Annotated in this window: 13 protein-coding genes; 11 read left to right on the forward strand and 2 right to left on the reverse strand. The window is 40.9% G+C overall.

The features are described from left to right. The gene (locus tag DXA18_RS08815; RefSeq protein WP_118383618.1) at positions 1-2,451 is read right to left on the reverse strand and encodes a PRD domain-containing protein; all 2,451 of its coding nucleotides are present in this window, start codon (positions 2,449-2,451) and stop codon (positions 1-3) included. A 319-nt stretch (positions 2,452-2,770) separates the two neighbouring features. Here DXA18_RS08815 and DXA18_RS08820 point away from each other — a divergent pair, with 319 nt between their 5' ends. The 8 genes from DXA18_RS08820 to DXA18_RS08855 all read left to right on the forward strand — a co-directional run bounded on the left by DXA18_RS08820 (position 2,771) and on the right by DXA18_RS08855 (position 9,243). Continuing rightward, positions 2,771-3,190 carry a PTS sugar transporter subunit IIA gene (locus tag DXA18_RS08820; RefSeq protein ID WP_118383619.1) on the forward strand — a complete coding sequence of 140 codons (420 nt, stop codon included), beginning with the start codon at positions 2,771-2,773 and terminating at the stop codon, positions 3,188-3,190. Between the two features lie 18 nt (positions 3,191-3,208). Continuing rightward, a complete protein-coding gene (locus DXA18_RS08825; protein WP_118383621.1) occupies positions 3,209-3,970 on the forward strand; it encodes a PTS mannose/fructose/sorbose/N-acetylgalactosamine transporter subunit IIC in 762 nt (253 codons plus the stop codon). Between the two features lie 3 nt (positions 3,971-3,973). Then, positions 3,974-4,819, forward strand: coding sequence for a PTS system mannose/fructose/sorbose family transporter subunit IID (locus tag DXA18_RS08830; protein ID WP_118383623.1), 846 nt, complete (start codon positions 3,974-3,976; stop codon positions 4,817-4,819). A 13-nt stretch (positions 4,820-4,832) separates the two neighbouring features. Beyond that, positions 4,833-5,768, forward strand: a complete 936-nt coding sequence (locus DXA18_RS08835) for a phosphoglycerate dehydrogenase (RefSeq protein ID WP_118383625.1) — start codon at positions 4,833-4,835, stop codon at positions 5,766-5,768. A 2-nt stretch (positions 5,769-5,770) separates the two neighbouring features. Next, positions 5,771-6,244, forward strand: coding sequence for a PTS sugar transporter subunit IIB (locus DXA18_RS08840; RefSeq protein WP_118383627.1), 474 nt, complete (start codon positions 5,771-5,773; stop codon positions 6,242-6,244). 24 nt (positions 6,245-6,268) lie between these two features. Continuing rightward, on the forward strand, positions 6,269-6,916 hold the full coding sequence (locus DXA18_RS08845) for a bifunctional 4-hydroxy-2-oxoglutarate aldolase/2-dehydro-3-deoxy-phosphogluconate aldolase (RefSeq protein WP_118383629.1): 648 nt from the start codon (positions 6,269-6,271) through the stop codon (positions 6,914-6,916). A 76-nt stretch (positions 6,917-6,992) separates the two neighbouring features. Next, a complete protein-coding gene (locus DXA18_RS08850; RefSeq protein WP_118383631.1) occupies positions 6,993-8,177 on the forward strand; it encodes a mannitol-1-phosphate 5-dehydrogenase in 1,185 nt (394 codons plus the stop codon). After that, positions 8,170-9,243, forward strand: a complete 1,074-nt coding sequence (locus DXA18_RS08855) for a 2-dehydropantoate 2-reductase N-terminal domain-containing protein (RefSeq protein ID WP_118383632.1) — start codon at positions 8,170-8,172, stop codon at positions 9,241-9,243. The genes DXA18_RS08850 and DXA18_RS08855 overlap by 8 nt, the downstream gene beginning before the upstream one ends. 524 nt (positions 9,244-9,767) lie before the next feature. Here DXA18_RS08855 and DXA18_RS08860 read toward each other — a convergent pair. Beyond that, positions 9,768-10,253 carry a DUF5721 family protein gene (locus DXA18_RS08860; protein ID WP_118383633.1) on the reverse strand — a complete coding sequence of 162 codons (486 nt, stop codon included), beginning with the start codon at positions 10,251-10,253 and terminating at the stop codon, positions 9,768-9,770. Positions 10,254-10,613: 360 nt separating this feature from the next. Here DXA18_RS08860 and hpfG point away from each other — a divergent pair, with 360 nt between their 5' ends. The 3 genes from hpfG (at position 10,614) to hpfH (ending at position 14,935) form a co-directional block, all read left to right on the forward strand. Continuing rightward, positions 10,614-13,094, forward strand: coding sequence for a (2S)-3-sulfopropanediol dehydratase (gene hpfG / locus DXA18_RS08865; RefSeq protein WP_118383634.1), 2,481 nt, complete (start codon positions 10,614-10,616; stop codon positions 13,092-13,094). A gap of 90 nt (positions 13,095-13,184) precedes the next feature. Beyond that, entirely contained in the window at positions 13,185-13,967 is a 783-nt protein-coding gene (locus DXA18_RS08870; protein ID WP_118383635.1) for a sulfite exporter TauE/SafE family protein, read from the forward strand. A gap of 14 nt (positions 13,968-13,981) precedes the next feature. After that, on the forward strand, positions 13,982-14,935 hold the full coding sequence (gene hpfH / locus DXA18_RS08875) for a (2S)-3-sulfopropanediol dehydratase activating enzyme (RefSeq protein WP_118383636.1): 954 nt from the start codon (positions 13,982-13,984) through the stop codon (positions 14,933-14,935). Positions 14,936-14,944: the final 9 nt, after the last annotated feature.

A 14,944-nucleotide genomic window follows, 5' to 3' on the forward strand; every position in this document is an offset into this window, starting at 1 on the left:
TTAACTTTCTTCATTCTGCTGATAGTAAGGCAGGAATATCTCTATAACATATCCCATTTCACTGGCAGGAATCTGTACGGAAAATAATTCAGTGATGATCTCAAAATTTTTCTCCAATACATTGAATAGTGTCGCATGCTGTTTAATCAGTATACGTGCTTTTGGATAGACGAACGGCTCTTTTCTTATGCATCGTTCCAGTGCAAAAGATGTATGGAAAATGAATTTGATCAGTAAGTCGTCCGAATACGGAACGGACAGATCCTGCAAAATGTTCAGCAGAACATGGAACAGAGCCTGGCATGCCTTTTCGGGATTCAGGAATACCAGAGATTCAGACAGCAATTTTTCCTGAATATTCTGCAGAAGTTCTTGCGCCGGTGTCTCTACCGAAGTCTCTGCCGTGACCTGTTCGGTGGTCAGTGAATCAAAAGCATTGGAGGACTGAATCGTAGCACCCAGAGATTCGACATGTTCTGCAATCGATACGATCTTCTGAATCGTCATATCCTCTACGATCGTGTATTTGCCGGAAAAATGTTTTGAAATCAGCGAACTGTGTTTTGGGATAAATGACTGGTCGGTGATGATGATAACACCTCGACCACGGTCGATTTTGCGCATTTTCTCAGCAATTTCATGAATAATTGCTTCTGCCGGTTCATCCTTTGATACGGTCATATAGGATGCATGGGTTTTGAACTTCTGACCATTAATAAAATCAGCATAATTTCTGGAAATTTCTCTTCCGGAGGAAATGATCAGAAGCTGGATATATCGTCTGTCAATCCACTGGGAAGACAGGTACAGATATGTTGCAATATAATCCACTTCAATGGACGGAAGCTTAACGTGATCTGTTTCGTTCAGTGTGGAGGAGATCCTGCTGGCATAGGCGTAATCACTTCCTCTGGCAATCTTGTTATTCAGACTGACGGTGGAAGAGGTGACGCCTGATTTTAGGTTGTTCAGCTCTCCGGAAATGTGAAGAAGCAGACCATAGAGCAGATTCTCGCTTTTACAGATTGCATGATTCTGGACGATTGGATGGATCGTATCATAAAGCGTCTGTAACATGACAGACCGAAGGCTGTTCAGCTGTGAATTAGCAGCAGATTCAATATCACTAATACACTGATTGATGAGCTCATCACCAACTTTGCGGACGGTCAACGGGTTATCATTCTTGTTCGGCTGATCCAGATCATACAGAAGCTGCAGTTCTGGATTGAGTTTCTGTGCTGAAAAGAAGAAATATTCTGTTGAGAACAGGTTCAGTGTTTCATTAAGCTCTGCAATGTGATCGTCGACATTGAAGATATTCTCCAGCACAGGTGTGGACAGATCATCCAGATCGATGTCGATAAACATGGAATTTTCTTCAACATATCGCTGATAACCGCTGGCACATGCCTGCCGGATCTCGGAACGCTGATGCGCCAGGTTTCCGCTATATTCAGACATGGTAAGACAGCTCAGCGCGTCCTTGGAAATACGGATCGTCTTGTCAATTGTGAGTGCTTCATCCTGAAGATATTGCATGATGATCACCAGCTTTTCTACAATGGATCGCTCATACAGGTTCGGCATATCGATAAACATTGGAAAACATCTGCGTAAATCCCCGTCATTTCTCAAAACTGCTGTGGATGCAGTGGCAATGATCAGGGATGACAACGGAATCGTCTTGTTGGAATTGATCGGTGAAAATGATTTATCCAAAATGGCATTGTACAGGGAACTTAACACACCTGACGGCAGCTGGTCGATATTATTCATAATGATAATATGATTGGAAGACTGTTGAAAAAGTCCTCGCTTCCAGGTGTTCGTTTTTGCAATGTATTCACCGAACAACAATTTAAGCAATGTGTTGTCTGGAGTTCCGCTATAATTTAGACACTCTACAATATGAATCTTCTTCTTATCATCAATAAAGTGTGCATCTCTTGCATAATTGGACATTGCCTTCGCAAATTGAAAACGTCCGGTACCTCTATCGCCGATGATTAGTGTGTTCAGTCCGGAAGGATACAGGATTGCTGACTTTGCCTTACGCACCGGTTCTGCCATTTTTGAATGACGGAGATTGGTGATATAGCGGTTAAAGGTGTTGATATGATCCTGTCGTACCTTGGATGCAGATGCATTGGAGGTAGCCAGATAGTCCTTGATTGTCTTGTCCTTTGGAATGATGGAAGGGATGTAGGCGTGTTCTACATAGCGGTCCAGTGCTGACCGATCCATAAAGAATACCGGTCTCGAATCCGTTTTGATCAGTCTTCCTTCATTATAAAGCTGATTAAGAAGTCTGGATATGTTGGCACGGTTCATTTTCAGATCCAGGCTGACCGTCAGCGTGTCCAGACCCAGCGATTCAAATTGTTCTTCTTTTAATTTGGTAATCGTATCACTACGAATATGTTGATATACCTGTTCTTTTTTCTCCATGGTGTCTCCCTTCTGAGCAAAAAATAAAAAAAGTATAAAGAAAACTGTGTAAATTATTGCGTGATTCGAACACAGAAAGTGTATTTACCGTGTCGGTACTTTGTATTATCTATGAAAAACTGTAAAAATTCAACTGCAAAATTCGTGAAAAATAGAACAAAGTTGTCAAAAACAGCATAAAATGGCGAAAAAAGATGAGATACACAAAAGGCACAGTGTGTAAAAAAACCTAAAATTTTACAAAAAAATAGTTGGGTGATAAAGTGTGTTCATCGAGATTATTGCAATAATTCCGGAGAATGAAGGAGGGAAGAATTAGATGGTAGCATTATTATTGGTCACACATGGTGATCTGGCAAATGCATTAGTAGGAAGCGCAAAGCTGATCATGGGAGAAGCACCTTTGGTTGAGAGCTATGGATTATATCATGGTGACGATATAGACGCGCTGAAAGATACAGTCAAGGACGCAATCGTCCGACTGGAAGAGCAGTCAGGAGGAGATGGAGTACTGGTTCTGACCGATCTGCTTGGAGGCAGCCCGTACAATGCGACTGCACGAAGCTTTTACGAGTTAGGCAGTGAGGTAAAAGCAGAGTGTATTACCGGAGTGAACTTGCCGATGCTTCTGGAAGCTGCATCCGGTACATCCTATATGAACCTGGAAGAACTCAAAAGCGCCTGCCTGACGTCAGGTCCGGAGGGCATCGTTAACTTAAAAGACAAGATTCAGATCTAAAAGGAGGAGAAGAGAATTATGCATATTTCAATATTTCAGGCAATTTTGTTAGGCTTACTGTATTACCTGACAAACAACGGAACACCGTGGGTAACCGGTCTTGGTAGTGTATCTATCCGTCAGCCAATCGTGTGTGGTGCAATTACAGGTTTGATCCTTGGTGATGTAACACAGGGCGTTATCATCGGTGCAACAATCAACACACTGTACCTTGGATTCATCAATGCAGGTGGAACACTTCCGGCAGATGCCGGTATCGGTGGTATCGTAGGTACCGCACTTGCACTTTCATCAGGAGCTTCTGCTGAGGCAGCAATTGCTATCGCAGTACCTCTTGGTATTGCAGGTACAATGATCTGGACACTGCGCCAGACAGTAAATATCTACTTTGTACACCAGATGGACAAATACGCACTGACAGGTGATACAAAGAAAATGGCATTCTGGCAGAAATGGCCAACCCAGATTTTTGCCTGCTTAGTAACTACAATTCCTGTAGCCGCAATGGTATACCTTGGATCAGCAGCAGTACAGGGCGCAATCGATGCATTATCAGGAACACCACTTCACATTCTGAGCGTAATCGGTAGCCTCCTTCCGGCAATTGGTATCGGAATGCTTCTGAAGATGCTGAACACAAGAAAAGGAATCCTTCTTTTCTTTGTACTGGGATTCTTCCTTCAGACATATTCAGGACTTGGAATGCTTGTAATCGCAATCTTCGCTGGTATCCTTGCATACGTATACGGCGAACTGAAATTTAAAGATCAGGAGGTGTAGAAAATGGGAGAGCAGACAATGGAAACACAGAAGAAAGTATCTTTGACAAAAAAAGATTTGAATAAAGCATATTGGACATTTGAAACATATGCACAGGCTTGCTGTAGTTATGAAAGACTGCAGGCACCTGGATTCTTCTCAGGTATGAGAAACATCATTGATAAATTGTATGACGATGATCCGGAGCAGAAGGCAGAAGCCTGCCAGCGCCACATGGAATTCTATAACTCAGAGTTCGCTCTGGTAGGACCTGTAATCCTTGGTGCAGCAATCGCTATGGAGGAGGAAAAGGCAAACGGTGCAGACATCGACGGACAGGCAATCAGTGCTATCAAGACAAGTTTGATGGGACCTCTGGCAGGTATCGGTGATACACTTCGTCAGGGAACATTGATCCCGATTATCGGATCTATCGCAATTGCACTTGGACAGGCAGGTAATCTGTTTGCACCAATCTTTTATATGCTTGCTACGCTGGCACTTAACTGGGGTATCAGCCACACACTGTTCATGAAAGTATACGACAAAGGTACTGCTTTCGTAGCAGAATTCTTCCAGGGTAACCGTATGGAGAAGATCATGACTATCATCACTACGATGGGTTCTGTAACAATCGGAGCGCTGGCGGCCAATACGGTTAAGTTAAGTACACCACTGGAACTGACACTTGGAGAAAAGGTTCTGAACATTCAGGCAGATATCCTTGATTCCGTAATCCTGAACCTGCTTCCATTCTGTGCAGTTATGCTGGTATTCTGGTTGATTGGTAAAAAGAAAGTAAGCATCAACAAAGTAATCATTGGTATTTTTGTAGTAGGTATTGTCGGTGGACTGATCGGCATTCTGTAGGAGGCATTTAGACATGAAGGTATTAATTACATCTAACAGCTTTGGAAAATTTGACTCCAAACCCAGAGAACTCATGGAGTCTCTGGGCTGGGAGGTAGTCGGCAACAGATATCATCACATTATGAATGAAGAGGAAATGATGGGTGAAGTACCTGGTGTAGACGCAATCATCCTTGGCTCAGACACAGTCAGCAAAAAAGTATTAGAGAAAGCAGATAAATTAAAGATCATTTCTCGTTATGGTGTAGGTATTGATAACATCGATCTGGAAGAAGCTAAAAAGAGAAATATTGAAGTTACCATTACAAGAAACTGCAACACAGAAGCAGTTGCAGATTATGCGATCGGACTGATGCTTTCTGTAATGCGTCATATCAGCACAGTAGATAAGAACCTGAAAGCAGGAACATGGCAGAAAGAGACTGGTATCAACCTGTGCCACAAGACCGTAGGCGTTGTCGGACTTGGTTCTATTGGACGCCAGGTAGTAAAGAGACTGAAAGGTTTTGACTGCAAGATTCTTGGATATGACAAATTCTTAGACGAAGCTTACTGTAAGGAAAACGATATCACGGTTATGGAGCCGGAAGAGATTTTCAAAAAAGCAGATATTATTACCCTTCATGTTCCGGGTAATCCGGATGGAACTCCATTAGTTGGAGAAAAGGAACTGGCTTCTATGAATAAGAATACAGTTCTGATCAATACTGCCAGAGCTTCTCTGGTAGACGAAGAGGCGCTGATTGAGGCACTCGCAGAGCACCGAATATACGGATATGGTACGGACGTATTTAAAGGGGAACCGCATATCAATGAGAAATTTGAAAACCTTGATAATGTGGTATTAAGTCCGCATACTGCTGCAGTAAGTGTAGAAGCAATCAATCTGATGACCAATACAGCTGTAGATCACATTTTAGAGTATTTCGGTGTTAAGAAAGGAGAATAATCATGAAAAATATTGTATGGACAAGAATTGACGACCGTCTGATTCACGGACAGGTAATGACGCAGTGGATTCAGCACGCTGATGCAAATGAGGTAGTAATCATAGATGACGGTGTGGCAAAAGACGCATTCATCCAGATGATCATGAAATCCAGTGTGCCTGCAAAGATTAACCTTGAGATTTTCAACGTGGCAGATGGAATCGATTATTTAAAGGGTGAAGATGATGGAAAGAAAATCCTGGTTTTGGTTAAGACACCAGGCGTTCTGGTAGCACTTGCAGATGCAGGCGTTAAACTAGAATCTGTTAATGTGGGCGGTATTGGCGCTAAGGCAGGGCGTAAGACATTATATAAGAACATTTCCACAAGTGAAGCTGAGAATCAGGATCTGAGAAATCTGATCGACAAAGGAATTAAAGTATTCTTCCGTGTAGTAGTATCAGACTCAGAGGAACTGGTTGAAAAATATGTATAGGTTATAAGAAAGGCGCGTAATACAATGAGTGACGTAGTAAAATTTATTGAAGACAACAAGGTATTGGTAATCTGTCGTGGATATTACGGAGATGATCTCCGCAAGGTGATCACTGCTCTTCATAAGGGTGGAATCCGTATGGCTGAGGTGACATTCGACCAGGCAGATCCGGACGCAATTGAGAAGACCTGTGGTGCAATCCGTATGATCAGAGAAGAGTTTCCGGACATGAAAGTCGGATCAGGAACTGTAACCTGTGTAGAGCACGTAATTGCTACCAAAGAAGCAGGCGGAGAATTTTGCCTGTCACCGAATGTAAATATTGATGTAATCAAAGCTACAAAAGCAGCTGGTCTGGTATCTATTCCGGGAGCAATGACACCGTCTGAGATCCTGGATGCACATGATGCTGGCGCAGATATCGTGAAGATCTTCCCGGCAGGATGGCTTGGACTTGGATATCTGAAGGATGTCAAAGGTCCTGTTAACCACGTAAAATTCCTTGCAGCAGCAGGAGTGAATGAAGAGAATTTTGCAGATTTCCTGAAAGCAGGATATTCTGCAGCTGGTATCAGCGGACGACTCCTTGACAAGAAAGTAATCGCAGAAGGAAATTACGATGAACTGACCAGAAGAGCACAGACATTTGTGAAGATCGCATCAGAAAACTAATGATAAAAAAGTCAGCATCTGCTGACTTTTTTGTTTACTAAAATTTGCAGGAAATATAAACATTTGGAGGAAATTCATGAAGAAGAAAGCAGTTATATTTGGAGCGGGTAAGATTGCGAGAGGATTTATCGGACAGTTACTTTATCTTAGTGATTTTGAAATTACCTTTGTAGATGTATTTGAACCAATTGTAAATGTGTTGAATGAAAAGAAACAGTATCATGTACATGTACTCGGAGATGAATCATTAGACAGTGACGTTACAGGTATTCAGGCATTTACATACGATTCTAAAAAAGAGATTTACGATGAGTTCTACAAAGCAGATCTGGCATTTGTATCTGTAGGAGGTAATCACCTGCCGGCAGCAGCCCAGAGTGTTGCGGATATCATTAATACATACGGAGCACAGAAAGTAGTGAAGAACATCATCGTATGTGAGAACTGGAAAGATGCAGCAGAGACATTTAAGAAGCCTCTGATGGAAGCACTAAATGACGAGAACCGCAAGATATTTGAAGAATATGTGGGTATCTCAGAAGCTGTACTGATGCGTACCGCTACACAGCCGGATGAGGAACTTGCTAAGAAGTATCCACAGGATGTATGGGTACAGAACTTCTGGTATCTGCCGATTGATAAGTCAAGATTAAAAGGGGAGATTCCAGAGATTAAAAGTGTAGAATTGATGGATCATTTTGGTAATTTTCTGACACAGAAGATGTACACCAATAATACCAGTAATGCGGTTATTGCATATACAGGATATTTACTTGGATATGATATTCTTGCAGATGCAGCTAACAGCCCGGAGATCCAGAAGCTTCTGGACAGTGCATACAAAGAGATCAATCAGACACTGGAAGCAGAACTTGGTGTAGATCCGGCGCAGCAGGAAGCATTTGCTAAGAAAGCAAGAGCAAAATATTGTGACAGAGTTATTGTAGATAAGGTTATTCGTCATGCCAAGGATCCACTACGTAAGCTCGGACCACAGGATCGTCTCGTAGCACCATGCCGTATGGCTTTAAAACATGGTATTTATCCGAAGACGTTGATTGATACTATAGCGAAGGCACTGTATTTCGATGAGTCGACGGATGAATCTGCCATGAAACTTAAAGAGATGCGTCAGACATATGGTGTGGAATATGTGTTGCAGAATGTGTGCGAACTTGATAAAGAAGAACCATTATACGCAGAAGTATTGAAATCAGTAGAAGAAATAAAAGAACAGGGATTGGTGAAAGGTCATGAGTAATATAGTAATCATTGGAGCCGGCCAGACGGGGAGAGGGTATCTGAATCGTTTCTTTCAAGCGGAATCAATTACTTTTCTGGATAAAGATGAAGAATTGATTCACGCATTGCAGACTGAGCCATGTTATCATGTGTCTTTTGGACCGGGAGCAAGAAAACCGCTGGAACTGGAGAATTATAATGCTTATCTGATTGACTCGGAAGATGGCATCCGGGCTATGGCAGATGCAGATCTGATCATGGTAAGTGTGGGCAAGAAGAATCTGAAAGATGTAGCAGTCAGTCTGAAGAAGGGGCTGGCAGTGCGTACAAAGGATGATATTGATATACTGACTGCAGAGAATGGCGTTAATGTGAAGCAGGATATGATGGAACTCTGCGAGGATCAGAGAGTGCATCTGGCAGAAGCTATTGTATTCTGTACAACCATTGGAGAAAAATGGTCTCTGGATATCCTGAGCCAGAACCTGGATTATCTGCCATACGATGTGGTAGCATTGGGACATACCCTGCCATATGAAAATATGGTAGCCGAGGAGAAGTTGGATGTACTGATGCAGAGAAAAATCTACACATATAACTGTATTTCTGCGGTAGTATCTTACCTTGGATATTATAAAAAATATGAAGTCTACAGTGATGCTGCCAATGATACAGAGATTGTATCCTGCATCGAAGGCATCTTAAAGACATTAAATCATTGCATCTGTGAAGAATATCAGATTACAACCAAGGAACAGAAGGAATTTTCTGATATGGCGGTTGATAAATTCCAGAACAGAAACATTGTAGACAGTATCGAGCGTAATGCAAGAGACGTAGACCGTAAGCTTGGTGCTACCGAGCGAATTATGGCACCACTTGCTATCGTGCGTAAGCATGACCAGAGCTCACCGGAGCTGCTCCTGACAGCAGCCAGTGCATTGTATTATGGAAAAATGACCAAGACTCTTCTGAAAACAGAAGCAGAGTACATTGTAGATCTACCGGAAGAGTGGCAAAAAGAGATCATGGAAGATCTGGAAGCCCTGGAACAGAAAAAAGACATAGCAGATATACTGAAATAGATTGTCTCTCCTAGATGCAAAAAGAGTTGTGATGAAAGTCGCGGCTCTTTTTGTAACTTTTTTATAATGGAATCTTTTTGACATTTGTATGAAACCATGATAATATGATTATAGAAATAGGGTGTCGCCGATAGACGGTTAGTCCGATTTGCTATTAGAATATCAAAGATAGCCGCATAGTTTGCAGACGAGGCGGCTATTTTTGCGTTTTGTTAATATCTTTACCGAATGCGTATCCGATACTAAAGCAAGTTAAGCCGAAGCTTACTACTGCAATAAAATCTGCAATACTCATTGGCTTAGTCCTCCTTTCCGTTAGATTCCCATGTGAGTTTCTATGTAATCAGAGGATCGCAGTTCCTCTGTTGAAGAACTAACCGCTTACCGTTATGGTAACACCCATGTGATGAGTATAGCATTTGTAAGAGATAAATACAATTGAAATTATGACAAATTAAATATTTTAATAAAATACATACGATTAACAAAAAGATTGCGATTCGAATAAATCGCAATCTTTTCTGCTATAAAGCTACATTATATTCTATTTCATGTTTTGCAAAGAATTTTTCTACCCATTTATCAAATGCGTGATCCAGTGATTTATCCAATGTAAATACTTTTAATGAAGTTCCTGTCACACAGGTGAGCGTGGAACCGTCATATCGGAAGTTAAGGTATAGTCCCTGCACAGATTCCGGCTGAAAGTCCAACGCATTCTCTGTAATAAGAGTGCGGACGGCATCAGCAGATAGGGAGAATACGAAGTGAAAATCCAATGGTGTCCGTTTGCCTTTAATAATAGAAAAGACAAATTCCCGGAGTGATTTCCAGACGCTGTATGGTTCTGCCGGAGCATTCTCTTCATAGAAATCGCTGTGGATATAGCCGTCGATGGTGAATTTATTAAACGTGGTGACAGAGCCTTCGATAAACAGAAACGAGTCGAATGTCTCGCGGAGCAGAAGCTCTGCCATGCATTTTTTTGTATTTAAAGTTAAGCTGATCATAGATGTTCTCCATTCGGAAGACTAGTATATAGTAATATTCAGTATATCATATGTAATCCCCTTATGTGAAGATAAAAATGCATTGTCAGAATGTTAAAAATAAGACATAAAAAGAAAACAGTTGGAGTGTCTACATAATTATAAGGTGAGGAATAATATACAAAAAAATAAGAATTAACAAAAATGAGTTGTAAAAAATATCATAACGAAAGGTTATTGTGAAAGTTATATAACATTAAGTTATATAGATGTATAAGGAACTGGTATTATCCAAGAACGGTAATTCATGTTATATTTTAGACAAAGAAAAACGGCCGTAAAATATAAAAACGAATATATCGAACACAAGGAGGATATAACATGAAAGTTCAGCACACAACCGCAAGTGGAATACATCCATATGATCACACATATTCTTTGGGATATCAGGTACATCATGAAGACTGGTCACCATTTCCGAGAGTTAATCACCTCAGACAGAAATTCCTGGACAGACCATATGATGTGGATGTAGACAGACTGAGACTGGTTACAGAATCTTACAAAGAGCATGAGGATTGTACAAGAAAGATGCAGTGTGCATATGCTTTTGATAAAATTCTGGCTAACATTCCACTTTATATCTATGATGAGGACCTGATCGTGGGAGAAATTGCCGCACCTGCTAAAGCAGCTCCGATTTATCCGGAATTTTCAGTAGAGTGGCTGATTGATGAAGTGCTTCATTTCCCATTTGAGGAACGTGCACATGATCAGTTCTATATCAGAAATGATCAGGATCGTAAAGATATTGTTGAGCTCGCAGAGTACTGGAGAGGAAAAACAGTTGATGACCTGATCAATTCCAGACTGACACCTGATCAGTTGAAAGGCTCAGAGGCAGGAGCTAAGGTATATGTTACAAATGACTATCATTATGCCGGAGTTGGACATACAGAAGTAGATTACGCAATGCTGATGAAGCTTGGATATGATGGAATTCAGGAAAAGGCCAGAGAATCACTTGCTAAATTGAAAGAAACAGATGAGGATTATGCAGAACGAAAAGATTTCCTGACAGCTATGATTATGATGCTTGATTCTGTCAAGATGTATATCAGACGTTATGCAAAGCTTGCAGAAGAAATGGCTGCAAAAGAAGAAGATCCGAAGAGAAAACAGGAATTAGAGACAATGTCAGCAAACTGTTATCAGATCGCTGGTGGTGTGCCTCAGACATTCTGGCAGGCAATTCAGCTGTTTAATCTGGCAACAACATTGATCCAGATCGAGGGAAATGGACATTCAATTTCATACGGACGTATGGATCAGTGGTTATATCCATTCTATGAGAAGGACATGAAAAATGGTACAATTCCGAAAGAGTTTGCGCTTGAGCTGATTGAGAATCAGTACGTTAAGATGAACAATCCGACCAAGCTGAAAGACAAGAGTACAGTTGTGGTTCGTAATGGACGTGGATTTGGTGGAGAAAGTCTTGTTATCGGAGGAGTTGACAGAGAAGGAAATGATGCAACAAATGATCTGACTATGATGATGATTGAAGCATCTGCTCATACTCGTATGATGAATCCATGGCTTTGTGTACGTATGCATGAAAATACACCATACGAATTGAAAGTTAAGACGATTGAATGTATCAGAGCCGGATTTGGACATCCGAAGGTATTCAATGATGCACCGGCTATTGAGGCTATGTTAAAGAAGGGTCATACGCTTGAAGAAGCAAGAGACTACAGTGTTGTAGGATGTGTAGAGCCGAATCTGCCAGGTAAGGAAAATGGATGGCATGGCGCAGGATATATCAATTCTGCCAAGATTGTAGAGTTGGCATTAAATAATGGACGTCTGATGCATATCGACGGACAGTTAGGCCCTGATTACGGAAGTCTTCGTACATACAAGACATTTGATGAAGTTCTGGAAGCAGTTGACAAACAGTTTGCATACTGGTGTGAACAGATTCGTGGAAGCAATGATGTGATTGATATCGCTCACAGAGAAGTTAAACCATTACCATATATTTCATCTATGTATGAAGATTGTATCGAAAGAGGTAAATGTATCACAGAAGGCGGAGCAAAGTATAACTTTACAGCACCGCAGGCGGCTGGTATTGCAACCTGTGCAGATATTCTTTCTACAATCAAACAGCTGGTATTTGAGGAAAAACGTTATACAGGCGATGAGCTGCTTCAGGCAGTATATGATAACTGGGAAGGACATGATCAGTTATATGCACTGGTTAACAGCTCTAAGATTCATCATTATGGTAATGATGATGATTATGCAGATGAATTGTTCAAATTTGTATATGAAAGTTTCTGCAGAAATCTGAATAAAGGTACGAATCCTCGTGGCGGTTCATACATTCCAGGTGTTTACACAGTAAATGCTAACGTAGGACTTGGACTTGCAACAAATGCATCACTGGATGGACGTAAGAATGGCGAACCACTGTCTGATAATATGGGACCAGTTCATACACAGGGCAGTCAGCATGATGTATCAGGACCGACAGCACTGATCAACTCAGTTGCAAAGGTTGACCACAGCCTGGCACAGAACGGAACTCTTCTGAATGCAAGATTCCCGGAGGAAGCTGTATCCGGAGAGGAAGGAAGAGATAATCTGGTAAGCTTTGTTGATGAATATCTGGATAAAGGTGGTATGCATATTCAGTTTAATATCATGAGCGCTGATAAGATGAGAAAGGCTCAGAAGCACCCTGAAAATTACAAAGATATGCTTGTTCGTGTGGCTGGTTACAGTGCATACTTCGTTGAATTGGGTACACCATTACAGAATGACCTGATTGACCGTACAGAATTTCATTTTTAATGAATGGTTATAGTTTGATTATTTGAGAAATGAGAAAGTCTGGAGCATGTAATATACTCCAGACTTTCGTGGTTAAAGGAGGAAAATGCGATGACATTTGAGATGGGATTTATATTACTTGGAATTATACAGATATTTGGCTTTTTTGTGGAAGGTAGTGCAGGATTTGGATGTACAGTTATTTCTTCACCATTCGCAACAAGTATTTTAGGTGTAACGACTGCGGTTCCATTTGGAACAATCATGTCCACGTCACTGGCACTGATCTTAACATTAAAATCTCTGAAAAATATTTCATGGAAGGATTTGGGAAAAATACTTATTGCATGTCTGCCGGGTCTTCTGGTAGGTCAGTATCTGTTTTATGCGATTGATCCGGCAATGGCAAAGATTGCAATCGGAGCAGTTGTTATGGTAATTGCACTGTTTAAGATTTATCAGAATATTATTGTGCCATTAGTGTTGAAGAAAGAAATGAAAGAAGAGGATGACTCTCCAAAAGCAAAAGTACTTCGTGTTATCTGTCTTATTACAGGAGGAATTGTTCATGGAGCATTCAATATCGGAGGTCCATTGATTACAGTGTATACATTGAGTGCAGTTAAGGATAAGACAAGATTCAGAAATACAATGATCTGTTTCTGGTGCATCATGGATACCCTGAATGCGATCAATCAGTTTAGAAACGGAGCATGGACACCATACCTGTGGAGTGCTGTAGCAGTATGCTGGCCATTTGCAGCAGTAGGATTCTTACTTGGAATTAAATTCCTTGACAAGATTAACAGAGAACAGTTCCTGCGTGTAATCTATGTAGTTCTGTTCGCAGTAGGATGTAATCTTTTCGTAAGAAGCTTAATTGAAGTTATTTAGTCAGGAGGTGCAGAATGTGTAAAGATACAGGAATTGTATTCAATGTCCAGAGATTTACCATTCATGATGGACCTGGTATTCGAACAGAGTTGTTTTTGAAAGGCTGCCCATTGCGCTGTGAATGGTGCAGTAACCCGGAAAGCTGGCTATATCATATGCAGGCGGGGATATATTCGAGTAAATGCATTTCTCAGGAAAAGTGCAATGCCTGTAAGAATGTCTGCCCGGTAGACGGGGCTCTTTGTTTCGAGGATGGTAAGCTCGTTAAGATTAACAGGGATATATGTACAAATTGTATGAAATGTTACCAGGCATGTCCGTCCGATGCGATCAAAGCATGGGGAAAAGAGATGACTGTAGATGAGTGCATGGAGATCATATTAAAAGACAGAGGCTATTACGAGAAATCTGGTGGTGGAGTTACAGTGTCTGGCGGTGATCCTGTGATACAGATGGATTTTGTTGTTGAGTTGTTCAGACGTTGTAAAGAAGAAAAGATACAGACATGTCTGGAATCAACATTTTATGCAGAATGGAGTACGATTGAAAAAGTTCTCCCATATACAGATATCATCATATCTGATATCAAACATATGGATACAAATGTGCATAAAAAACATACTGGAAGGGACAATTATCTGATATTGGAGAATTTGAAGAAACTGGCAGATCTGAATAAAGAGATTATTTTACGAATTCCGGTGATCCCTGGCATTAACGATGGCAAAGATAATCTTGAAAAAACGGCAGATTTCATTTTGAACGAAATGGATGGAAAAGTTAGAACCTTGCAATTATTAAGTTTTATGCGGCTGGGCGAGGAAAAATATCAGTCTTTGGGTATTCCGTATAAGATGGAAAATATTGTGGTAGACCGTAAAGCATTTACTGAAAAGGTTAAAAAAATGGCAGAATACTTCAATGGAAGAGGAATTCATTGTCAGGTAGGCACTAAAGAAAAACAGTAAGCGGTGAAA

This window comes from Dorea sp. AM58-8 (assembly GCF_003464045.1).
Taxonomy (GTDB): Bacteria; Bacillota; Clostridia; order Lachnospirales; family Lachnospiraceae; genus Claveliimonas; species Claveliimonas ammoniilytica.